We start from the raw sequence: 21,044 nt of genomic DNA on the forward strand, positions 1-21,044 counted from the left end.
GGCAGGACGGACGGCTCCTTTTCCTTGCCATCGTAGTTCGGCACGAAGTCGACCGTTTCCTTCTCGATGTCCGCGAGCAGTTCGCTGGAAATCTTGTCCAGGCGGCACTCGGTGTAACGCATTGCCGCAGCGTTGTCGCCGTCGACCGAACCGAAGTTGCCCTGGCCGTCGACCAGCGTGTAGCGCAGCGAAAAGTCCTGCGCCATGCGGACGAGGGTGTCGTAAATCGCCTGGTCGCCGTGCGGGTGGTACTTACCCATGACCTCACCGACCACGCGGGCGCACTTCACATACGGACGGTTCCAAACGTTATTCGTCTCGTGCATCGCGTAGAGTACGCGGCGGTGCACCGGCTTCAGGCCGTCGCGCACATCCGGAAGCGCACGACCGACGATCACGCTCATGGCGTAATCGAGGTAGCTCTTGCGCATCTCTTCTTCGAGGGAAATCGGGATAGTCTCTTTGGCGAATTGATCCATTGGCGAGTCGGCTTTTGTATGCGGAGGTTCGGGGTGCCGGCACCGTGAAGAATGCGCGGCGCCAAACATTGGATTCTAGCATGGCGGCACCCGCATCCCGCCCATAGCGCATCCGCACGGCCTGCTCTTTGCGCCAGTTGGAGGCATACGCAAGGAAAATATGTTTAAATTAAATGTTTCGTTGCGTTAATTGGCATTCTTATAATAACCACCAAGGGAAAACACACCATGCTCAAACACTTCGCCCTCGCACTTACCGTCGGCCTTTGTACAGTCGCAGCTTCGGCACAGACAGACATCAAGGCAAACCCGGACAAGAGCGCCTACGTGCAGGATGGCCGCGGCGTCATCGCGCGCAACCCGTTCGGCCTGTGCTGGCGCACCGGTTATTGGACACCTGCTGATGCAGTGGCAGGATGCGACGGCGAACTGGCACCGCCGGTAGCCAAACCGACTGCCCCCGCAATTGCGGCACCGGCTCCCGTGGCCGCCGCTGCCCCGGTAGCACCGAAGCGCTGCGATTTCGCGGTGACGCTCGGCGCGGACCAGACCTTTGAATTCAATAAGGCAGTCCTGAACTCCGCCGCCAAGAAGCGCATCGACGACGAAGCCATCGCCAAGCTCGGCACCTGCAGCAAGGTCGACATCGTGATGGTGACCGGCCACACTGACCGCATTGGCACGCACCAGTACAACCAGAAGTTGTCCGAAAAGCGTGCCGATGCTGTAGCGGCCTACCTGAAGAGCAAGGGCGTCACTGCTGAAATCGACACCCTTGGCGCAGGCAAGACCCAATCGATCAAGGCATGCGACGACAAGCTGCCGCGCAAGCAGCAGATCGAATGCCTGGCGCCGAACCGCCGCGTAGTGATTGAAGTACGCGGGCTTGCCAACTGATTCAAAATTGGCAATTTCAACCTGAAATTCCCGAAAAACTTCCAGTTTAATTTGACCATCCGTTGCAAAAACACAACGGATGGTCAAAATCGCCAATGGATTGATTTAGCAGTAATCGATGCAATGCGCTGCTATGGCAAAATGTAGTTAACTAAAGAGCATTGCAAGTGAACAATCTTGCTATTTGATGATCTAATAGCTCTCCCCTACAGGTTTAAAAACGTAGTATTTGTTGCGCAGTTCGTCTGCGGATATCTCAACCAAGAGGAAAAATATGAATAATTTGGCAAAAATCGTCTTTGCTGCATCCGCAGTGGTTTCCTTCTCTGCATCCGCGCAGCAGGACATTCAGGCTAAGACCCCGAATAGCGCATACCTGCAGGACGGCCGCGGCGTAATCGCACGCGATCCGTTCGGTCTCTGCTGGAGGACCGGTACCTGGACCCCGGCTGATGCAGTCGGCGGCTGCGACGGTGAAATCGCCAAGCCGGCCGCACCGGCTCCGGCAGCAGCGCCTGCACCGGCTCCGGCCCCCGCTCCGGCACCGGCTCCGGTTGCTCCGGTCTCCGAAAAGGTCACCTTCGCTGCCGACACCTTCTTCGATTTCGACAAGGCAGTCCTGAAGCCGGACGGCAAGGCCAAGCTGGACGATCTGTCGTCCAAGCTGAAGGGCATGAACCTCGAAGTCGTGATTGCCGTCGGCCACACTGACTCCGTCGGTTCCGACAAGTACAACCAAAAGCTGTCGGTTCGCCGCGCTGAAGCCGTCAAGGCATATCTGGTTTCCAAGGGTGTTGAGCCGAACCGCGTCTACACCGAAGGCAAGGGCGAGAAGCAGCCGGTCGCCGACAACAAGACCGCAGCTGGCCGCGCCAAGAACCGCCGCGTGGAAATCGAAGTCGTCGGTACCCGTACCCGATAATCGATCGACATGATGCCCAACCCCGCTTCGGCGGGGTTTTTTTATGGGCGGCCGGTTCCGGGGGAACGCTTCATGAAAAGCGCTGTTTACCCAATTGCGCATCCCCGGACACGGCACCTCCCCGCAAACGCACCAACCCAGCTATCATTCAGCCTATGAACGCCGACCCGCTAGAACTACAGAAATTCAGTGACCTCGCCCATCGTTGGTGGGATCCGACTTCGGAATTCCGCCCGCTGCACGAGATCAATCCGTTGCGCCTTGAATGGATCAACGCACGCGTCCCGCTTGCGGGCAAGAACGTGGTGGACATCGGTTGCGGCGGCGGCATCCTCGCCGAATCGATGGCCAAAAAAGGCGCCAAGGTGACCGGCATCGACCTGTCTGAAAAGGCATTGAAGGTCGCTGATCTGCACAGCCTGGAATCAGGCGTGCAAGTCCGCTACGAACTCATCCCTGCCGAACAACTCGCCGCGCGCGAGCCATGCAGCTTTGATATCGTCACCTGTATGGAAATGCTGGAACACGTTCCAGATCCGGCTGCGGTCGTCCAGGCCTGTGCCACCCTCGTCAAACCAGGTGGCCATGTGTTCTTCTCGACCATTAACCGCAATCCGAAGGCGTACCTGTTCGCAGTCATTGGCGCAGAATACGTGCTGCGCATGCTCCCCAAAGGGACGCACGACTATGCCAAGTTCATCACGCCCGCCGAGCTATCCCAGCACGCGCGCAGTGCCGGACTGCAGGTCGATGGCCTCAAAGGGATGACCTACAACCCGCTGACTCAGATCTACTCGCTCAACCAGGACACGGACGTGAATTACCTGGTGGCGTGCAGCCGTCCCGTTTAATCCTCCACAAAGCCGGCATGCGTATGATCCCATCCGCATGCCGCTCACGAACACTCGCCATGACACTTCGCCGCCCCCGCGCCGTCCTTTTCGACCTTGACGGCACGCTTGCAGACACTGCGCCCGACTTGGCCGCGGCAATGAACAAGGTGCGCACTGACCGAGGGCTGGAACCCACGCCATACGAGCTGCTCCGCCCTGTCGCCTCGGCTGGCGCACGCGGCCTGATTGGCGCCTCCTTCGGCCTTAAGCCAGGCGATGAGGGCTATGAGGAATTGCGTGTCGCCTTCCTCGACAACTACGAATCCGCAATTGCGGTCCACACCGTGCTTTTCGATGGAATGGACGTTTTGCTTGAAGGACTTAAGGCGCAAGAGCTTGCATGGGGAATTGTCACAAATAAGGCAGGCCGCTTCACCAACCAGCTCGTCCCGCGTATCGGACTGGGCCACGCGGGCTGCGTGATCTCAGGAGACACTACACCGCACTCGAAGCCGCATCCTGCCCCTCTGCTTGAGGCCGCACAACGGCTCGGTCTTTCCCCTGAAGAATGCTGGTACGTTGGCGACGACCTGCGCGATATCCAGGCAGGACGCGCCGCCGGCATGATCACTGTCGCCGCTGCCTGGGGATATTGTGGCCACGCCGAGCCGACGACATGGGAAGCGGACGTAATGGCGGCAACACCGCTCGACGTCCTCGCATCGATCAGGACTGCCGCCTGAATTTTTTCAGGAATGCAGCGTTAGATGCCGGCTTTTGTCACGACAGCAGTGAGGTACCGGAATTATTTTGGCCACTCTCTTGAATCGACACGGGACGTCACCATCTGGTGAGTTACAATAGCATTGCTTTGGGGACGACCTGGTTTCGACGTGGGTTACAAAGCAGCGCAGGGCATACCGAGGGCTGGTCACCTCGTAAATCCAACCGGAAATGAAATAACTGCTAACGACGAACGTTACGCTCTAGCCGCTTAATAACCGGTTAGCCCTACACCGCCTCTTCCCTGGGGCGGGCTGGTAACAGCACGTAGGGTCATTCACAGGGAATCGCTTCAGGCCGGGTCACTTGGCTTGAAGTTAAATCTAAGGTGACTCGCCTGATCGCAGCGTGCGCGTCCGCGTCGCTCAGGTTAAATCAAATGGCAGCGCTAAGTATGTAGAACTGTCTGTAGAGGGCTTGCGGACGCGGGTTCGATTCCCGCCGTCTCCACCAATTCAACGTTTTAAGTAGTCCAAAGTAGTCCAAGAATCAGCCTGAAGCCCGCGTCCAGCGGGCTTTTTGCTTTCTGGCGTTTCGAATAAGAACCAATTACGTCCAATGAAATCCAAGGGGTGCAGGGGGTACATCTGGTGGTAGTTGATACCCCCGCAGGTGGAGATACCCCCATGGCACTCACCGACACAGCCATCCGCAACGCCAAGCCCAAGGAAAAGCCGTACAAGCTATCTGACGAGCGCGGCCTGTTCATGCTGGTCCACTCGAACGGCGGCAGGTACTGGCGCTTTAAATACCGCTTTGGCGGCAAGGAAAAGCTGCTTGCCCTCGGCGTGTACCCCGATGTACCCCTGAAGGATGCACGGGAGCGGCGCGATGATGCACGAAGGCAAGTCGCCGCAGGCATCGATCCCGGCCTGCAACGCAAGGCGCAAAAGGCAGCAAAGGTATCGTGTGCGGCAAACAGTTTCGAAGCGGTAGCACGCGAATGGTTTGCGAAGTATTCCCCGAATTGGGTTGATAGCCATTCCAGCAAGATCATTCGTCGTTTCGAAAAAGACATATTCCCTTGGTTAGGCAACCGGCCAATTGGAGAAATCAGCGCGCCTGAACTGCTGACTACACTGCGCCGGATTGAGGGCCGTAGAGCGCTTGAAACGGCCCACAGAGCCCTTCAGAACTGCGGGCAAGTCTTCCGATATGCTGTTGCCACAGGACGCGCGGACCGCGATCCTTCCGGCGATCTGCGCGGCGCACTACCACCCACCCGGCCGAAGCACCATGCGTCCATTACAGAGCCCAAGGCCATCGGTGCCATGCTCCGTACCATGGACGGCTACCAAGGTTCCTTCGTCACGAAGTGCGCCCTGAAGCTTGCCCCGCTGGTCTTCGTACGTCCCGGCGAGCTGCGCAAGGCCGAATGGTCTGAATTCAACCTTGACGCCGCTGAATGGCGCATCCCCGCCGCGCGCATGAAGATGCGCGAGCAGCACATCGTCCCCCTGTCCACACAAGCCGTCGCCATCCTCCGCGAACTGCACGCCCTGACCGGCACTGGCCGCTACCTCTTCCCCGGCGCGAGGACGAATGGACGACCGATGAGTGAAAACACGGTCAACGCCGCTCTGCGCCGTCTCGGCTACAAGGGTGACGAAATGACCGGCCATGGCTTCCGCAGCATGGCATCTACGCACCTGAACGAGCAGGGATGGCATCGGGATGCCATCGAGCGGCAACTGGCGCACGCCGAACGCGATGAGGTTCGCGCCGCGTACAACTACGCCGAACACCTACCTGAGCGGCGAAGAATGATGCAAGCATGGGCGGATTACCTCGACGGACTTGCCGCTGGAGCTGCCGTTATCCCGCTCAAGCCCAATGCCGCGTAGCAGATCGGCATCCCGAAACGACACAATCCACCGGCTGATGAGGCGGCGTGAAGTTTCAAAAAGGGGGGTGGTCCGGGGAAAGGGTGGTAGCCGGGTATGCACACGTGGCATACGTGCCAAGCGTCACGTCCAATTTTTTTGGAATTTTCGTAACGAGGATTGTCCGAAGACGTACAACGCAAGCCGGACGCCAGGAGGCACCGTAGCAAAATGAAAATAGCCTCTCTCGCGGTCAAGCTCGCGCATCGTCATGTAATAAGACAGGCAAGGACTTGAGACAACGATGACCGAAACTCGCTGCTACTCGCTAGAGCAGATCGACCTGATCATCAGCGAAACCCGGCTTGACCTTTCGTCGGAACGAAAGAACCTTCTAGCGAAGCACCTTGAAGAGCACGCGCGTGTATTCCTCGTCGAGCAGCGATGGCAAGAAAGCGCCGCGTCGCCTTCGGACGTGGAAAAGCAATTGGATTTAATCCAAAGAGCCGCAACGGCCCTACTCAACGTAATCCCGGATGAAACTGAAACCCTACCAGTGAAGCGCGAAGCAAGGCTCCGACTGCAATCCACAGCGGGAAGCTCCGACAACCTTCGATCCGCGCTTACGGTCGTTCAAGCACTCAAAGGATGGGCGGAGGATGCACGAAACCGTGAGCACGTGAAGGTGCAATTGCAGCAACGGCGGGACCAGCGAAAAGAAGGAATCGAAGACTTCGTGCACGAGGGGGACGAAGTTCAACGTCCGCGACACAGTGGGGACATTGCGCTTAACAGTTTCCTTGAACAGCTTGTCGTCCTTTTCGAAGCAGTATTCGAACGGCAGGCGGCCACCTCGACCACTACTGATGGAAGGCCGGATGGTCCCACGATCCGATTTGCGCGCGCGTGCCTTCGAACACTTCGCGAGAACGTGCTGAATGCAGACCCAGGATGCGATGCGTCAATCCGCGACAACCTCGACCTATCACCAGACGCGTTGCGCAATCGAATTCGGACAATCCTCAACAAGCGCAAAGGCATGGTGAAATCAACTTAGAAAAAAAAACAGATTTCGCCATTTTGCCAGCGGCGTGCCGCACAAAGAAAATGGCCCATGTTCGATGCAATGCGAACACGTTTACGGAGAATCAACATGGGTATTTTCGACAATCCGCTTCCCACAACTGGCTACGTCCGACTGTCGCAAATCATCGGCAATCGGAAAGCAAATCCGCCGATCCCGGCGATCATCCCCGTTAGCAAATCGACCTGGTGGGCGGGTGTCCGATCTGGCCGCTATCCAAAGCCCTGCAAGCTCGGCCCGCGAACGACGGCCTGGCGAGTGGAAGCGATCCGCGCGCTGATTGAACAGGGACCGGAGCGATAGGAGGCAGCAGTGAAGACATGGAAAAAAGTCGCCATGCAGGAATCGGCATATGAACCCTCTGAATATGATTTGCAGCTACGCAGGGCCCTTATCGATCATGTTAACCACTTACTTGCGAGTTCCGCCGAAGGTTGGATTCCACTTGGCCAAGACCGCGAGGGACGCTATCCATGGGAACGGATCGGCATCAAGCGCGAGGTGCTTGACGGCATTTTCAAGGATTTTGTCTATGCCGAATTAATCACGATTGAAATCGACCCTGTACATGGGCTGATCGCACGTCGCGTGGAGCATACTTCCGCAGCGGCTTCCGTGGTAATCCCGAATCAATTGCTGGATGATGGTGCCGATACTTGAACGACTTCGGACCCATGATCCGTGCAGCTGGCATCGGACCATCGGCGCGAGTCGAAGCCACCTGCTACTCCGTCCAGGCTTGCGATGCGAAGGCTGCACACCAGCCGACAATCGTAGCAATAGCAATGCACGCAATCGCGCTTACGACTGCGAATCCGAAGCTCAGGCCGACCAGACAGAAGGCTCCAGAACGTCACCCATGCGATTTAAATTGCTTTCTGGTGCTGACCTATGTAGCGCACCGCCGATGCGCTGGATGGTGCGTGGCGTGCTGCCGGTGGAAGGGCTCGCCGCGCTTTACGGCCCGAGCGGTAGCGGCAAGTCATTCCTGACGCTCGACCTTGGTGCGGCCATTGCCAGCGGCGCTGGTACCTGGTTTGGCCACCGCGCGCGGCAAAGCTCCGTAACGTATGTTTGCCTGGAAGGCGAGCAAGGGATGGGCAAGCGCATCAAGGCTTGGAGCATGCACCATGGCAGACCTGTTCCAGATTCACTGCAGTTCGTTACGCAGCCGTTTGATCTGCGCAAGATGGACGATGTAACCGATCTGGCGAATGCCATCAAGGCGGTCGGTGGTGCTGGCGGACTGGTAATCCTCGATACGTTGAACCGGGCCGCGCCGGGCGTTGACGAAAACTCATCCGTCGATATGGGACGCGTGATCGCCGCCGCAAAGCATCTGCAGTCTCTGACCGGTGGTCTGGTGCTGCTGGTCCATCACACTGGCAAGGACGCGAACAAGGGACTGCGTGGGCATTCCAGCCTGCATGCAGCGCTTGATGGCGCGATTGAGGTTTGCCAGAACGACGACTGCCGCACGTGGCGTATTGCGAAATCGAAGGATGATGAAACGGGCTGCGTGCGCGGGTTCAAGCTGCACGCACTTGTGATCGGTGTAGACGAAGATGGCGAGGACATTACCTCCTGCGTGGTGTTGCCCGAGGATGTAAGTGAAGAGGTGAAGCGGACGGCCATGCCGCGCGGGGAAAATCAAAAGATCGCGGTCGAGGTCATCGACGGACTGCTTCGGGAATCGCAGGTGTACGGCCAAGGCGGAGCACCCGCAGGGCAGCAATGCGTTCGCCTTGACGATGCAATTAAAGCCGTCACGGAGCGCGTGGACGCCGATGCAAAGCACCGGAAGCAACGCGCCAAGGAATCAATCACCTCGGTCGTGGAAAAGGGAATATACGGCTGCAAGGACGGATGGCTATGGCGAAATTAGTCTGGCACCTGACCTCCCGCTGGTCGTTCCCGTTTCCGCCCGCATCATATATGCGGGGCGGGAAAAAGCGGGAAACGTGGACTTACCCCGAAAGTCCCGAAGCGGGAAAAAGCGGGAAAAACGAAGAGCGTCGTAACTATGCGAAGAAACGCGACAAAATGCGTCGAAATGCCCTATCCCAATCCGCAATACTCGAACTTTTGCGCTCTGCAATACCGAATTCGCGTGAAAGACATCAAAGCAAATTTGAATTGAATCAGTCGCTTAAATCGGATGTGATGCGGGTAGTCGAGGCCGACATGTAAAAAAGCCCGCTTTCAGGCGGGCTTCAAGTGTTGCTACTCGGAGTTAGTCGAACAAGGTAACTACGTTGTTCTTGAGCCCCAAGCCCAATCGCCTCCTACAACGACGAAGATCTCGGATTTGAAGCGCCGTGCGGTGAACGCGTCTTGCACCCACTTTGCCACGTCCGCCCGGACATCAGCGGCAGTTTTGCCATTGAAAGTACCCATCGCCGCCGTCGTGGGGATAACGACAGTGCCGCCTTGGTCGGCCTGTTGGACCTTTCGCAACCCGAGTTTTTCGAGATCGGCATACGCATTCGTGTAGTCTGGGCTGCCTGCGCCCTTGAGGTCGAAGGTCACGAAAACAAGATAGCTCATGATCTGCTCCCCTGCGATTAAGCGATGCGCTTGAAGTTCGGCGCATTTGCCGGCGTCGGGGCCTCCAGCCGAAGCACCTTAGCCAAGTAAGGCAACGCAGCTGGATCGCGGTCGAGGAAATACTGCTCGGCCTTCTTAGGCATCCATGTCTCTGCAATGAACTTCCGGAAGGCTGGCAGCAGCTCGATCGGGTAGAGCTTGGCATCGACTTCTCGCCCATCAGGGAAGCTGTGGCGATACGTCGGCAGTGTTGCAGGATCGGCCAGACCGTTTTTGCGGAGGAAGTCGCAAAACATTCGGCCTTGGCTGATGTCCGGAACCATCTTTTCCGGCAAGGAGTAGCCGTGGGCCTCCAGCGGGCCAATGAGGGTAATCGACATCTCCTGGAGGATGGAGAAGGACGTCAGCGGGATCTTGTGCTGGTTCGCCATGTGACGTTCGATATGGTATGGGACTCTCCGGGATGCCTCTGGAACACCCTTGCCGGACATCCAATCGTAAACCCACTTCGAAACCTTGACCGCGAACGTCGCCGACAACCATTGCCCGAGGTTTACCGCCACCTGAGGGTGAACCCACGTTCCCTGGTGCGCCGCATGGCCACCTTTCACACTTTGGACGAGAACCGATGCCGGAATTCCGGCATCGCTTTCGAGCGCCGCCAAGAAGGCGGTCGTTGCCTTGTTCTCGATGTAGTGCGAGAACTTCCGCCCCGCCGCCTGGCAAAGAGCAGTTGCATTAATATAACCATCGCCGGCTCGCTGATCGATGACGGCACCGTTTTCTTCGTGATGGATCAGGTCGAGATCCATTTGCTTCTTAATAGCCATGAGGCCTCCCTTAATGCAGGGTGGCCAGCTACGGCGGACGAGCAAAGTTTCCTGTATGAAAAAACAGGTTGAATAATTAAACTTTCGCTCGTATACTTCGCTGGCCGTTTACAAAGGTGAACACCGGTTGATCTTGTCTAGGGAGCAAACCAGATTCACCGCCAGATAGTTGCAAGAACCTACCCCGCGAAGCGCAAGCTGTCGCGGTTTTTGTTTTTGGCAACTGGCTTGGATTTTACGCGAAATTTCCGGCAGTACAGAAAGCAAAGTGAGGCTTTTTTGCCTCCTTTGCAATTCCCCCTTGAATCAGTACAGCGGCAGCAGTTTCATCCAGAGCAAGCCAATGTACCCCTGTTGAAATGTCGTGCTGCAACAAGAACAGCCATGGGGGTATCAATGGGGGTATATGTCAAGCGGCCAAGAGACTCCCTCCTTATTTTCTGTCCCTTTCGCGCCGCAATGTGAGTGACGCCGTCCCACCAAAATTCACCAAACCGTTGATTCATCAACGGTTTTTTCTTTTCTGCCTCCAAATTTGCGACGCGCGGGCCAATCGGACCGCGCCGGGCAACCCTCCGCCTTGCGCCCACCTCTCGGGCCGAGGATTCATTCACCATAAGTCACTGTCGGGAAAATTTACAGCCTTTGATTGTTCTCACACTCTCCTTCTGAATTATTTATTTTTTATCAATTACTTATCAAATTGGCACTTGTCTTGCTTTTATGACAACGCTGCGCGCGTAGCAGTTTGAAAGTAATCGAAACTCACAGGAGAAATGCATGACAATGAAACTCAAAGGGATGGCGGCGGCGTTCGTCGCGGCGGCCAGTCTGTTCGCAGTGGCGGCCCCAAGCCACGCGGCTGCCGTTATCACAAACGGCACCGTCACGCTGGGCGTCAATGACCTCGGCCAACTGAACGTGCCTGGTCCCGCTTCCGCGGGCGGAACGCCATATGTCGGCCTGCGTTACAACGCCACCGGTTTCGAGTCGACCGCCCCCGGCTGCCTTTGCGAAGGCTGGGGTGTCGGTCTCGTTTCCAGTGGAATGAGCGGTTATGCAAACGAAGCAATGGGTACTGCGGGCCTGACTCTCGTCAGCTTTGCCTCCACCGCCACCACCGCGACGTCAGTGACGCGTGTGGGTTCTGCCTTGGAAATCACGCACTTCTACCATCCGAGTACCAGCTCAAATCTCTACCAGGTCGATGTCAGCATCAAGAACATCTCCGGCAGCGCAATTGCAGCCGGCGACCTCGTGTATCGTCGCGTGATGGAATGGGACGTGGAACCGACACCGTTCGATGAGTTCGTGACGATCAGCGGCGTTCCTGCTGCCCTCGGCCTTGCCGCAGGCAATAACATCCGCGGAACAGGCGACAACGGCTTCGCGAGCGCCAATCCGCTTTCTGGTGAATCCAAGACGATCTCCTGTGCAGCCGACAGCAATTTCACCGACTGCGGCCCGAACGATCATGGTGCGCTCTTCGATTTCGTTTTCGAAGCCTTGACTGACGGCGCAACCCGTGTCTTCACCACGTTCTATGGCGCCGCCGGTAATGAGTCTGACGCCATCGCTGCATTGGGCAGTGTTGGTGCCGGACTGTACTCGCTCGGCCAGACCCGCACCGACCCTGTCGGCGGCACACCGACCACCTTCATCTTCGGCTTCGGCTCCGATGGTGGTGTCCTGACGCCCCCGCGCGCGGTTCCGGAACCCGGCTCGATGGCACTTCTGGGCCTCGGCTTTGCCGGCCTGGCAGCCTTCCGCCGCAAGCAAAAGCGCGCGGCGTAATCCGGCACCCTGTTCTGCATATGCCTCTGTTCGGCCCCGCCGTCCAGGGGCATATTAACCACCAACTACTTCTGTCATCGAGTTCGCCATGCGCAAATACGTCCTGTTCCCGGCACTCCTGCTTGCAGTCTGCTCACTTCCAGCTGCTGCCTTGCCCCTCACCCCGTCCGGCAAGCATGTCGCTGTGTCGACAAATGCAAGTTCCGAATACGACCAGGGCTTGCGCGCGCTCAACGAAAAGAATCTCGACCTTGCGGAAAAAATGTTCATGAAGGCGGTCGAAAATGACCGCAGTGCCGCAGGCCCGTTGCTCGCGCTTGCCGAAGTTGCCCGGCTGCGCAAGAGCGATACGGACGTCGAAAAGTGGGTGCGCAAGGCAATGGAAGTTGCACCGCGAAGTGCAGAAACCCAGCTGGCCATGGGACGTCTGCTTTTCGCGCGCCGTGATTTCACCGGTGCAGAGAAATTCATGCTGAATGCCGCTTCGACGGATCCGAAATCAACCGCCCCGTTGTTCGACCTCGGCGAACTGTATCTCAACGCCACCAGTCAACCGGTACGCGCTGTCGAGATGTTCGACAAGGCGGTGAAGTTAAATCCCAAACATGCCGGCGGACACTTCGGACTTGCACACGCTTACCTCCGAAGCGGCAACCCGGGGCGCGCCCTCGATCATTTCAAGACCGCCGTTCGGTTGGAACCGGAGAATCCCCTGGCCCTCGTCGGACTCAGCCAGGCGCAGGCAGCGCAAGGCAAAATGGACGATGCAGTCGCCTCGCTCATGGCAGCAAGGAAGCTCGCGCCCAAACTCGACACCATTCCCCTGCACCTTGGGATGGTCCACCAGCAGGCGCGCCGCTGGACCGATGCCTACGCCGCGTATGACGATGCCATCAAGCTGAATGGCGAATTGGCTATCGCCTACAATAACCTTGCATGGATGGCGGTAGAGCGCCGTGAGCGCTTGGTGGAAGCGGTGAAGTGGGCGCAGAAGGCGGTCGATCTCGCGCCACGGACCACAGAGTTCGTTGATACGCTTGCGTGGGCAAAGCGCGCGCAGGGTGACCTGAAAGGAGCAGTCGCCTTGCTCGATTCAATCGCCGAAGCGCCAAATGCTTCTCCGACGGCGCTCTACCATCTTGGTATCGCAAAAGCCGAATCTGGCCAGAAGAGAGAGGCAATCGCCGCATTCAAGCGCGTCCTTAACGGAAATACGAAATTTGCACAGGCGGATGACGTAGCAATTCGTATCAAGCAGCTTGAGGCGCGCTAATCACACGCACACCTAATTCAGGCAGGCAAGGGGTTGTGCGTGGCCCCTCCCTAAGCGCGCAATCATCTCCGCGACCGCGTAAACGGAAACACCTTGGTCAAGCCAAGAATATCGGTAACCAGGAGAACCACGAAAATCAGCAACAGCGCACCGACAATATCGCCGCCTGCCGGCAAGCTGTCGATCTGCGATACGAGGGTGGCAGCTTCTTCATCACTCAACGCTGCAACGCGCGACTGTGCATCCTCCCGTGTCACCCCCATGCGCTCGAGTTGAGCAACTACCTCGGGGCGATCGAGTGTGGCGTGAATCCTTGCACGATCGCTGTGTGCGACATTGGCGGCATGTATCTGGTCAGTGCCAATCATTGCAGCCTGAACCTTTTGCGTGTACCCGACAAAGGTGAAGGCCGCAAGCGATGCGCACACAAACGCGCGCTTCAAGGTTTGCATTATGCTCTCCTCATGTTGAACGCCTACCCCGGCGGTCATGGCCAAGGCATGGGATTGAGATCACGGAACTGACGATCTGCGTCACCAGATGCTGGACCTGGTGGACCATCATCAGCATCTCCAAGCTTTCTTCCGACAATCTGGCTGATTTCGCGGCGCGACTCGCTGAAGTCTGATGACAGCAATGGAAACTCTGGCTTTGGCCAGTTCGCATGTGCCCACTGGACAAGTTCATCGAAGCGGCGCGTAAGTTCGGCCGCATAACGGTCGCATTCTTCCTTGCTTGCCATACGATTTGCCCTGTAAAAATCGTATCAATGACGGCTACTGGAGGCGATTGTGATGCAATCTTGCTGCAGGCCCGCTTCCATGTTGGAACCGCCGCCAAAGCAAATTAGACGAATGCCAAGTGCGATGGTTCGTCCGCTCCTTCATGCAAGAACTATCACCGTCTCGATCCATCCTACGGATAGGCCCGCCGTACAGGCATCTGCGGGGCAGCAAAGGAGAATTGCATGGCGCAGCAGGAGAAACATCTGACCGAAGAAGCGGATATCGGCAGCGGAGAGAAATCACCGGGGCAGCACGACGTGGAGCGCGACGAGCAGGCGCTGGGACAAGATGGAAACGCCGCGCCGGGGAAAATATTGCAAAGCGGCACACACTTGGCACGCATTGTGGCAGTAGCGCTGCCCGACGGCACCTTCGAGGCTCAAGTGTATGTGAGGCTGACGCGAGAACCCGAAGTGGCCGAAACATATATTCCCGCCGGAACTTTCCCGACGGAACGCGAAGCTTGGGAAGCCGCCGAAGAACGGGCCCGGCGTGCATTCAGCGAGCATGAATTCTGAGGGGGTGATTGGTGCCGCCCACAATGGCGGCGCGGCTGACCTTATGGTATGTTAAGTTTCCCGCTTGCAAGCGAAGGGCCAGCAAGGTAAGTTGGCATTCCTTGCAGGAGCCCGGATACCATTTGGCAGCTCAATGACCAGCACGCGCAATGTCCCTCGGCCACCCGGCCCGCCCAGGAAACAGGCGTTCCTGAAGCAATACTTGGCGTCCATTGCCGTCTGGCCTTTCATTTGCATTCTCCTCGGCATCCTGCTGTGGTTTTCCCTCCTGTCCAAATCCGCGGACGACCGGCACACCGCCGAAAGATTGGCGATGCAGGAAACGCGTACGCTGGCAACTGCCTATGCGCAGTACCTTACCCGCGCGATAGAGCAGATTGATCAACTCACACTGCTGGTGAGGTACGAATGGGAAAATTCGCAGCTCAGCCTGGAAGCACTGGCCGAACAGGGGCTGTTCCCCATTGACCGCTACGCACTGGTCACTGTTATTGGTCCGCACGGAAGGCCTGTCACCGGCAACCGCCCGCTCGGCCAATTGCCACCGCTGGTAACCGACCGGGAGTATTTCATTTTTCATCGCGACAACCGGTCGCGCGATTTGCGCATTGGTGCGCCCAGCACCGGTCGCGTATCGGGCAAGACTGTGATCCAGTTTACGCGGCGGCTCGAGAAAGCCGACGGCAGTTTTGACGGTGTCGTTCTGGTGTCGGTCGAACCCGTATCATTCTCGTCTTTCTACGACGGTTCCGGACTTGGCAAGTCAGGCTTGCTCGCCTTCATTGGCACGGATGCCGTTCTGCGCATGGCGTCGATCGGTGACATTGGACGCAAGACGGCAACTTATGATGCCGGCGCATTGCAGAAGATTCCCGCCCTCGACAAGATCGATGGCAGCAGCGCCTTGCTTGGCCCTCATTGGTTCGCCGACGGCCACGCGCGTTTCGCATCAATGGTGGCACTGGAAACCTACCCGCTTGTCGCCATGGTCGGCTTGTCCGAGGAAGAACAGCTCGCCGCCTACTGGCAAACACATCGAAGCAACATGACGATAGGCGCAGCCGGCACGGCAATCCTGTTCCTGTTCGCGCTGGTGGCCACCCTCCTGTCCGCACGTCTGGCATGGCGCAAGCACCTGGAGGCCGAAGTGCAGGAAGCGTACCGACTTGCTACCGAAGGCGGCAACGAGGGCTTTTACATGCTGCGCGCGGTACAGGACAGATCCGGCGTGATCGTCGATTTCGAAGTCGTCGACTGCAATGTGCGCGGCGCATCGTTCTATGGTCTTACGCGCGAACAGTTTGTCGGATCCCTGTCGTCGGTCCTCAATACAGCCGAATACTTCCCCGTACTGATGCAGACCTACTGCAGTGCAATCGAGTCCGGTTATTACGAAGACGAACTCAAGGTGCCACCGGGCAGTCCAATCAAGGTTGAATGGGTTCATCGACGCCTGGTACGTTCCGGTAACGGGCTGGCGATCACCTTTCGAGACATCTCCCTGATCAAGGCGCATGAGCGAGAGCTGTCGCGCATGGCAAACGAGGATGCGCTCACTGCCCTGCCCAACCGCAACTGGTTGCGAAGCTACCTGCCGCAGGCGTTGGAGAGCGCGCGCATGGAGAGCCACATGGTAGCGCTCCTCTTCGTTGACCTCGACGACTTCAAGAACGTGAACGACTCGCTCGGGCACTCCGCAGGTGATGAACTGCTGCATGCCGCCGCGCTGAGGCTGAGATCAGTCGTGCGCCCGTCCGATCACGTCGTTCGTCTCGGTGGCGACGAGTTCACCGTCATCCTCGAACCGGTGGAACACGAAGACGACGCAGCGGCAGTGGCGGCGCGCATTGCCGATGCATTCCATCATCCGTTCGATCTCGCACGCGGCAAGAATATGGTGAGCGCATCCATCGGTGTGAGCTTGTATCCGCATGACGGCGGCGACGCCGAGACACTGCTCAAGCATGCGGACATTGCGATGTACCAGGCCAAGTCGGAAGGCAAGGGCAAGTTCCACTTCTACGAAAGCAGTCTGTCGGAAGCGCTCAAGGCCCGGCTGGACATGGAACGCGCGCTGCAGCAGGCAATCGTGCAGGACCAGTTCGTTCTGCATTACCAGCCGCGCGTCAGCGCGACAACGGGCGAACTGCGCGCACTCGAAGCCCTGGTACGTTGGCAGCACCCGGAACTCGGTATGGTGCCGCCAATGGCCTTCATTTCCCTCGCTGAAGAGACCGGACTCATCCTCAAGCTGGGCGAAATCGTGCTGGCACAGGCATGCGCCCAACTGGCCGAGTGGAAGGCCGCGGGCATTCCACTCGTGCCGGTTTCCATCAACGTTTCGCCGTACCAGTTCAACCGCGGAAACATCGGTGAAAGCTTTGCCGCCTGCCTGGCCCGCCACGACATCGATCCCAGCCTTGTCGAAATCGAGATCACCGAATCCGCGATGATCGGCGAACAGGATGACGTTGCGACGGAACTGTCGAGCCTCCGCGAACATGGCATCCAGCTGCTGGTCGACGATTTCGGCACCGGCTACTCGTCGCTGTCGCAGCTCCAGCGTCTGGACATGGATGGCCTGAAAATCGACCGCGCGTTCACAGGACAGTTGAGCAAGAGTCCTGAAGGCGAGGTGTTTTTCCGTGCCATCATGTCGATGGCGCACGCCTTGGGCATGAGCGTGGTGGCCGAAGGCGTGGAAACGGAAGAACAGCTGCGCGTGCTGCAGTCCCTGTCCTGCGACGAAATCCAGGGATATTTCATTTCGCGCCCGGTGCCGGCGGCAGAGGCCCAGGTGCTGATGCAGAGGCGCTACCTGTTTCCGGTCGCGGATCCGCTGGCATTGCCCGCTGCCTGATTCCCCTACAATACAAGTCCCACCTGGATAGCCGTTGGCATGCGCAAGCAATTCTTTCTACCATGCACCCTCGCATTCCTGCTCGCTGCCTGTCAATCGGACCGGCAAACACGTGAGCAGGAGGCGCGAGCCATCCTGCTTCCGGACAAGGGCGTCAGTCTCTACGCTGCCGGCGACATTGCTTCATGCAAATCCGCCAGCCCGGAAAACAGTGGTGCCGGGAAGACCGCTGCGCTCATTACCGCGGGACTAGCCCAGGACAAAGATGCCGTTGTACTGACACTCGGCGACAATACTTATCCTGTTGGCCTGCTGTCGGAATTCGAGAACTGCTACGAGCCGACATGGGGACGGTTCAAGTCGCGCACTTACCCCTCGCCCGGCAACCATGACTACTACACGCCGTATGCAGCCGGGTATTACCGGTATTTCGGTGATGCAGCCGGACCGGGCCGGCGCGGCTATTACAGCTTCACACGCGGCAGCTGGCACATCATTTCGCTCAACAGCTTCCTCAAGCCGGCCGAGCATAGCGCGCAACTTGCCTGGTTGAAGGAAGAGCTTGCACGCAGCACAGCCAAATGCACGTTGGCCTACTGGCATCACCCCTTGTACAGTTCGGGCGGCCACGGCAACGACAAACGCATGCAGGAAGCCTGGGCAATGCTGCATGCGGCGGGAGCAGATGTCGTACTGGTTTCACACGACCACGACTATGAACGCTTTGCGCCACAGGATGCGGAAGGGCAGCTGGATGACGCGCGCGGAATACGGCAATTCGTCGTTGGCACCGGCGGCGCCGAGCTGACGCCGCTGCGCTTTCGCCGTTCGCACAGTGAAGCGTCGGACAACTCGACATTCGGTGTATTGAAGCTGGTGCTGAAAGAAGCGGGATATGAATGGGAATTCATTCCTGTCGAGAAAGGCGGCTTCACCGACCGCGGCGCGGCGCTGTGCCACTGACACCATATGGCATGACGCTTGTCATACCCGGAAAGATGCGAGTGCGATACCGTCACTTGCATACACTCAACCTGACCTGACCGGATCGAGATGATGGCAAAGAATCCAGGTTCGCTCCGCCTGTTCTACGCGCTATGGCCGGACGACGCGGTTTCCTCGAAGCTGCAGCAATTGCAGGCGCCGATGCATGGAAGGAGAATTCCGTTTGCCAACTTGCACATGACGCTGGTGTTCCTCGGACAGCAGCCTGCGGCCCTGCTCCCCGACTTGAAGGATATCCTCGAGCACCTGCCACGCACTGACCTGACCTTGGTATTGGACCGGGTCGGCTACTTCCCGCGCAACCGGATTGCCTGGGTAGGGCCGAGCGAAGCACCCGAAACGCTTTCCGAATTGCACAGTGTTCTTGTCGAACGGCTTGCGGAACGCCAAGTCGCGTTCAACGACCAGCATGCCTACCGGCCCCACGTCACGCTTGCGCGCGATGCCGGACTGCCGCCAGACCTGACGTTCGATCCTATTGAATGGCATGCGACACAAGTCGCGCTGGTGCAATCGACGACGACCGCGGAAGGATCGATTTACCGCATCCTCGCGTCACGCGCGATCGACAAGGAGGTGTGGGTGCCGGATGAATCGCGGCAAGAGGGGTTGGACGCGCCGCCCGTCTGATCAGGCTTCTGCAGCAAGCTTGCGCAGGACCTGCGATGCGGCCACGAGGCCGAAGGACGCCGTCACCACCATTGCAGAGCCGAAGCCGGCGCAGTTGAGGCCGGTAATGCCCGTTTGCTCGTCCGCATCAATGTCGCAACTTTCTCCGCTTTCCGGAAAGCGGAGCGGCTCGGTGGAAAACACGGCGTCGATGCCAAACTTGTTCTTCGTGCCACGCGGGAAGCCGTGCTGCGCACGCAGGCGCTTGCGCACCTTCGCCAACAGCGGTTCCTGCTCGGTGCGACAGAGGTCGCGGATCTCAATCTTGGTGGGGTCGGTCTGGCCGCCGGCGCCACCGATGGTGATGAGGCGGATTTTCTTCGCGCGGCAATAGGCAATCAGTGCCGTCTTTGCCTTTACGTTGTCGATGGCGTCAATGATGTAATCGTATCCAGCCGCGCCGATCATCTCGTCGAGGTTGTCGGGCGTGATGAAGTCCTCGATCTCGCGCACATTGCAATAAGGATTGATTTGCGCGATGCGCTCTGCCAGCGCGGTGACCTTGGCCTTGCCGATGGTATCGGTAAGTGCATGCAGCTGGCGGTTGACATTGGACTCGGCCACATTGTCGAGGTCGATCATCGTGATGCGTCCGATCGCGCTACGCGCGAGGGCTTCCACGGCCCAGGATCCGACGCCGCCGACACCGATCACGCAGACATGCGCGGTGCGGAAACGTGCCAATGCCGTTTCGCCGTAGAGACGTGCGATGCCACCGAAACGGCGCTCGAAATCGATGTCGTTGTCGGAATTGACACTTTGGGAAGGAAGGGAGACGACTGCATTCATCCCGTCATTTTAACGGACGGAAAGGCGGTGTGTTTTTAGGCGGAATTATTTTTCCGCGTTATTGCGGGAGAGCCATCATTAGCGGTATCGTTGATGCGTGTTTCCTTCCGTACCGCTGCTGCACCTGATTCTTGTCTCCCTGACAGCACATACCGCGCTGGCGGGTTCGCGCATCACGACATCGCTGTATGCCTTGTCGATGCATGCCTCCGAGTTCACGGTCGGCGTCCTCATTGCCCTCTTTGCACTTTTCCCGATGCTGTGCGCGGTTCCCGCCGGACGGCTGATCGACCGCGTCGGCATTATGCGGCCAATGATGGCCGGTTGTGTCGCGATGGCGCTCGGATGCGTGCTTCCCGGCGTCATCGGCGGCCTGCCCGTGCTCTTCCTGGCGACGATACTGATCGGTACCGGATTCATGGTGATCCAGGTCGCGGCACAGCACACCGTCGGCGCGGCGAGCGCAGCGGACAAGCGCGCGACCAACTACAGCTGGCTTGCGCTGGGTTTTTCCATCTCCGGGTTCACCGGTCCGGTACTTGCCGGATTGATCATCGACGATGCCCCCTACTTCGCTGCCTACCTTGTGTTCGCCTGTTTCGCGGCAGGGGCCCTGGCGCTTGTCCTGTTCGGAAGGCTGGGCGAAATGCGGGGACAGGATGCACCGGAACAAACCCTCACCGGCAGTGCCTTCGATTTGCTGCGCGTGCCGGAGATGCGCCACATCTTCATCGTCGGCATGTTGCTGTCGTCAGCATGGGACCTGTTCACCTTCGTGCTGCCGATCCATGGCGCACGCTCCGGCTTTGCCGCCTCCACCATCGGACTCATCCTTGGCTGCTTTTCGGCGGCGACCTTCATGGTGCGCCTGACGATGCCGTTCATCGCGCGCCGCCTGAGCGAATGGCAGGTGCTGGCGGGTGCATTGATGCTCGCCGCGCTTTGCTACGCCGTCTTCCCCTTCATGCGCCAGCCGCTGTCACTGATGGTTGTGGCGGCGACGCTCGGACTGGCCGTCGGTTCGGCGCAACCCAACATGCTGGCGCTGCTGCACCACGTCGCTCCCGCCGGACGTGCGGGTGAAGCCGTCGGCATCCGCGTCACCATCGGCAACGCCTGCCAGGTCTTCCTGCCGCTGGCCTTTGGCGGTGTC

23 protein-coding genes and 1 other RNA gene are annotated in these 21,044 nt (G+C 58.4%); 18 read left to right on the plus strand and 6 right to left on the minus strand.

The features are described from left to right. Positions 1-479, minus strand: a 479-nt coding sequence (locus AYR66_RS01920) for a DNA gyrase subunit A (RefSeq protein ID WP_272938319.1), incomplete at its 3' end; no start/stop codon positions are given. A 228-nt stretch (positions 480-707) separates the two neighbouring features. Between AYR66_RS01920 and AYR66_RS01925 the strand changes: the two genes are divergently transcribed. The 11 genes from AYR66_RS01925 to AYR66_RS28120 all read left to right on the plus strand — a co-directional run bounded on the left by AYR66_RS01925 (position 708) and on the right by AYR66_RS28120 (position 9,011). Further along, positions 708-1,376 carry an OmpA family protein gene (locus tag AYR66_RS01925; RefSeq protein WP_088706110.1) on the plus strand — a complete coding sequence of 223 codons (669 nt, stop codon included), beginning with the start codon at positions 708-710 and terminating at the stop codon, positions 1,374-1,376. Between the two features lie 274 nt (positions 1,377-1,650). Next, the gene (ompA, locus tag AYR66_RS01930) at positions 1,651-2,298 is read left to right on the plus strand and encodes an outer membrane protein OmpA (RefSeq protein ID WP_088706111.1); all 648 of its coding nucleotides are present in this window, start codon (positions 1,651-1,653) and stop codon (positions 2,296-2,298) included. Between the two features lie 155 nt (positions 2,299-2,453). Continuing rightward, positions 2,454-3,149, plus strand: coding sequence for a bifunctional 2-polyprenyl-6-hydroxyphenol methylase/3-demethylubiquinol 3-O-methyltransferase UbiG (gene ubiG, locus AYR66_RS01935; RefSeq protein ID WP_088706112.1), 696 nt, complete (start codon positions 2,454-2,456; stop codon positions 3,147-3,149). 59 nt (positions 3,150-3,208) lie between these two features. After that, positions 3,209-3,874: an HAD family hydrolase gene (locus AYR66_RS01940; RefSeq protein WP_088706113.1), complete on the plus strand. Its 666-nt coding sequence runs from the start codon at positions 3,209-3,211 to the stop codon at positions 3,872-3,874. A gap of 130 nt (positions 3,875-4,004) precedes the next feature. Continuing rightward, positions 4,005-4,367: a transfer-messenger RNA gene (gene ssrA / locus AYR66_RS01945) on the plus strand. Between the two features lie 173 nt (positions 4,368-4,540). Then, on the plus strand, positions 4,541-5,758 hold the full coding sequence (locus tag AYR66_RS01950; protein WP_088706114.1) for a tyrosine-type recombinase/integrase: 1,218 nt from the start codon (positions 4,541-4,543) through the stop codon (positions 5,756-5,758). Positions 5,759-6,041: 283 nt separating this feature from the next. Next, positions 6,042-6,794, plus strand: coding sequence for a hypothetical protein (locus AYR66_RS01955; RefSeq protein WP_088706115.1), 753 nt, complete (start codon positions 6,042-6,044; stop codon positions 6,792-6,794). A gap of 96 nt (positions 6,795-6,890) precedes the next feature. Then, positions 6,891-7,124: a helix-turn-helix transcriptional regulator gene (locus tag AYR66_RS01960; RefSeq protein ID WP_088706116.1), complete on the plus strand. Its 234-nt coding sequence runs from the start codon at positions 6,891-6,893 to the stop codon at positions 7,122-7,124. Positions 7,125-7,133: 9 nt separating this feature from the next. Continuing rightward, complete coding sequence (locus AYR66_RS01965; protein WP_141103997.1) at positions 7,134-7,481, plus strand: hypothetical protein; 348 nt, start codon at positions 7,134-7,136, stop codon at positions 7,479-7,481. 199 nt (positions 7,482-7,680) lie between these two features. After that, positions 7,681-8,706 carry an AAA family ATPase gene (locus AYR66_RS01970; RefSeq protein WP_170942035.1) on the plus strand — a complete coding sequence of 342 codons (1,026 nt, stop codon included), beginning with the start codon at positions 7,681-7,683 and terminating at the stop codon, positions 8,704-8,706. Next, positions 8,694-9,011: a hypothetical protein gene (locus tag AYR66_RS28120; RefSeq protein WP_141103998.1), complete on the plus strand. Its 318-nt coding sequence runs from the start codon at positions 8,694-8,696 to the stop codon at positions 9,009-9,011. The genes AYR66_RS01970 and AYR66_RS28120 overlap by 13 nt, the downstream gene beginning before the upstream one ends. Before the next feature lie 60 nt (positions 9,012-9,071). On the opposite strand, the gene AYR66_RS01975 is transcribed toward AYR66_RS28120, so the two are convergent. Together AYR66_RS01975 and AYR66_RS01980 are read right to left on the minus strand one after the other, a co-directional pair. Continuing rightward, complete coding sequence (locus tag AYR66_RS01975) at positions 9,072-9,368, minus strand: hypothetical protein (protein WP_088706119.1); 297 nt, start codon at positions 9,366-9,368, stop codon at positions 9,072-9,074. A 17-nt stretch (positions 9,369-9,385) separates the two neighbouring features. Beyond that, on the minus strand, positions 9,386-10,198 hold the full coding sequence (locus AYR66_RS01980; protein WP_088706120.1) for a KilA-N domain-containing protein: 813 nt from the start codon (positions 10,196-10,198) through the stop codon (positions 9,386-9,388). Positions 10,199-10,978: 780 nt separating this feature from the next. Here AYR66_RS01980 and AYR66_RS29795 point away from each other — a divergent pair. Both AYR66_RS29795 and AYR66_RS01990 read left to right on the plus strand, forming a co-directional pair. Then, entirely contained in the window at positions 10,979-11,992 is a 1,014-nt protein-coding gene (locus AYR66_RS29795; RefSeq protein ID WP_088706121.1) for a PEP-CTERM sorting domain-containing protein, read from the plus strand. Positions 11,993-12,212: 220 nt separating this feature from the next. After that, a complete protein-coding gene (locus AYR66_RS01990) occupies positions 12,213-13,265 on the plus strand; it encodes a tetratricopeptide repeat protein (RefSeq protein WP_170942036.1) in 1,053 nt (350 codons plus the stop codon). A 62-nt stretch (positions 13,266-13,327) separates the two neighbouring features. On the opposite strand, the gene AYR66_RS01995 is transcribed toward AYR66_RS01990, so the two are convergent. Together AYR66_RS01995 and AYR66_RS28130 are read right to left on the minus strand one after the other, a co-directional pair. Continuing rightward, a complete protein-coding gene (locus AYR66_RS01995) occupies positions 13,328-13,717 on the minus strand; it encodes a PA2779 family protein (RefSeq protein WP_088706123.1) in 390 nt (129 codons plus the stop codon). Positions 13,718-13,752: 35 nt separating this feature from the next. Further along, positions 13,753-14,007 (minus strand): hypothetical protein, encoded by a 255-nt coding sequence (locus AYR66_RS28130; protein WP_141103999.1) that lies wholly within the window; start codon positions 14,005-14,007, stop codon positions 13,753-13,755. Positions 14,008-14,232: 225 nt separating this feature from the next. Here AYR66_RS28130 and AYR66_RS02000 point away from each other — a divergent pair, with 225 nt between their 5' ends. From AYR66_RS02000 to thpR, 4 genes are all read left to right on the plus strand, one after another. Next, on the plus strand, positions 14,233-14,568 hold the full coding sequence (locus AYR66_RS02000) for a hypothetical protein (protein ID WP_234814666.1): 336 nt from the start codon (positions 14,233-14,235) through the stop codon (positions 14,566-14,568). A gap of 202 nt (positions 14,569-14,770) precedes the next feature. Beyond that, positions 14,771-17,428, plus strand: a complete 2,658-nt coding sequence (locus AYR66_RS02005) for a bifunctional diguanylate cyclase/phosphodiesterase (protein WP_234814667.1) — start codon at positions 14,771-14,773, stop codon at positions 17,426-17,428. Positions 17,429-17,467: 39 nt separating this feature from the next. Next, entirely contained in the window at positions 17,468-18,391 is a 924-nt protein-coding gene (locus AYR66_RS02010; protein WP_088706125.1) for a metallophosphoesterase family protein, read from the plus strand. A 93-nt stretch (positions 18,392-18,484) separates the two neighbouring features. Next, positions 18,485-19,063: an RNA 2',3'-cyclic phosphodiesterase gene (gene thpR / locus AYR66_RS02015; protein WP_170942037.1), complete on the plus strand. Its 579-nt coding sequence runs from the start codon at positions 18,485-18,487 to the stop codon at positions 19,061-19,063. On the opposite strand, the gene tcdA is transcribed toward thpR, so the two are convergent. Continuing rightward, positions 19,064-19,891, minus strand: a complete 828-nt coding sequence (gene tcdA, locus AYR66_RS02020; RefSeq protein ID WP_088706127.1) for a tRNA cyclic N6-threonylcarbamoyladenosine(37) synthase TcdA — start codon at positions 19,889-19,891, stop codon at positions 19,064-19,066. Between the two features lie 97 nt (positions 19,892-19,988). Here tcdA and AYR66_RS29235 point away from each other — a divergent pair. Then, positions 19,989-21,044: MFS transporter (locus tag AYR66_RS29235; RefSeq protein ID WP_206047022.1), on the plus strand; the 1,056-nt coding region annotated here is incomplete at its 3' end.

It is taken from the genome of Noviherbaspirillum denitrificans, from assembly GCF_002211445.1.
Taxonomy (GTDB): Bacteria; Pseudomonadota; Gammaproteobacteria; order Burkholderiales; family Burkholderiaceae_D; genus Noviherbaspirillum; species Noviherbaspirillum denitrificans.

Bases quoted from the DNA above. Each gene is read 5' to 3' on its own strand.
- AYR66_RS01925 (WP_088706110.1), top strand. From the start codon at position 708: ATGCTCAAACACTTCGCCCTCGCACTTACCGTCGGCCTTTGTACAGTC.
- ompA (WP_088706111.1), top strand. From the start codon at position 1,651: ATGAATAATTTGGCAAAAATCGTCTTTGCTGCATCCGCAGTGGTTTCC.
- ubiG (WP_088706112.1), top strand. From the start codon at position 2,454: ATGAACGCCGACCCGCTAGAACTACAGAAATTCAGTGACCTCGCCCAT.
- AYR66_RS01940 (WP_088706113.1), top strand. From the start codon at position 3,209: ATGACACTTCGCCGCCCCCGCGCCGTCCTTTTCGACCTTGACGGCACG.
- AYR66_RS01950 (WP_088706114.1), top strand. From the start codon at position 4,541: ATGGCACTCACCGACACAGCCATCCGCAACGCCAAGCCCAAGGAAAAG.
- AYR66_RS01955 (WP_088706115.1), top strand. From the start codon at position 6,042: ATGACCGAAACTCGCTGCTACTCGCTAGAGCAGATCGACCTGATCATC.
- AYR66_RS01960 (WP_088706116.1), top strand. From the start codon at position 6,891: ATGGGTATTTTCGACAATCCGCTTCCCACAACTGGCTACGTCCGACTG.
- AYR66_RS01970 (WP_170942035.1), top strand. From the start codon at position 7,681: ATGCGATTTAAATTGCTTTCTGGTGCTGACCTATGTAGCGCACCGCCG.
- AYR66_RS28120 (WP_141103998.1), top strand. From the start codon at position 8,694: ATGGCGAAATTAGTCTGGCACCTGACCTCCCGCTGGTCGTTCCCGTTT.
- AYR66_RS01975 (WP_088706119.1), bottom strand. From the start codon at position 9,368: ATGAGCTATCTTGTTTTCGTGACCTTCGACCTCAAGGGCGCAGGCAGC.
- AYR66_RS01980 (WP_088706120.1), bottom strand. From the start codon at position 10,198: ATGGCTATTAAGAAGCAAATGGATCTCGACCTGATCCATCACGAAGAA.
- AYR66_RS29795 (WP_088706121.1), top strand. From the start codon at position 10,979: ATGACAATGAAACTCAAAGGGATGGCGGCGGCGTTCGTCGCGGCGGCC.
- AYR66_RS01995 (WP_088706123.1), bottom strand. From the start codon at position 13,717: ATGCAAACCTTGAAGCGCGCGTTTGTGTGCGCATCGCTTGCGGCCTTC.
- AYR66_RS28130 (WP_141103999.1), bottom strand. From the start codon at position 14,007: ATGGCAAGCAAGGAAGAATGCGACCGTTATGCGGCCGAACTTACGCGC.
- AYR66_RS02000 (WP_234814666.1), top strand. From the start codon at position 14,233: ATGGCGCAGCAGGAGAAACATCTGACCGAAGAAGCGGATATCGGCAGC.
- AYR66_RS02010 (WP_088706125.1), top strand. From the start codon at position 17,468: ATGCGCAAGCAATTCTTTCTACCATGCACCCTCGCATTCCTGCTCGCT.
- thpR (WP_170942037.1), top strand. From the start codon at position 18,485: ATGGCAAAGAATCCAGGTTCGCTCCGCCTGTTCTACGCGCTATGGCCG.
- tcdA (WP_088706127.1), bottom strand. From the start codon at position 19,891: ATGAATGCAGTCGTCTCCCTTCCTTCCCAAAGTGTCAATTCCGACAAC.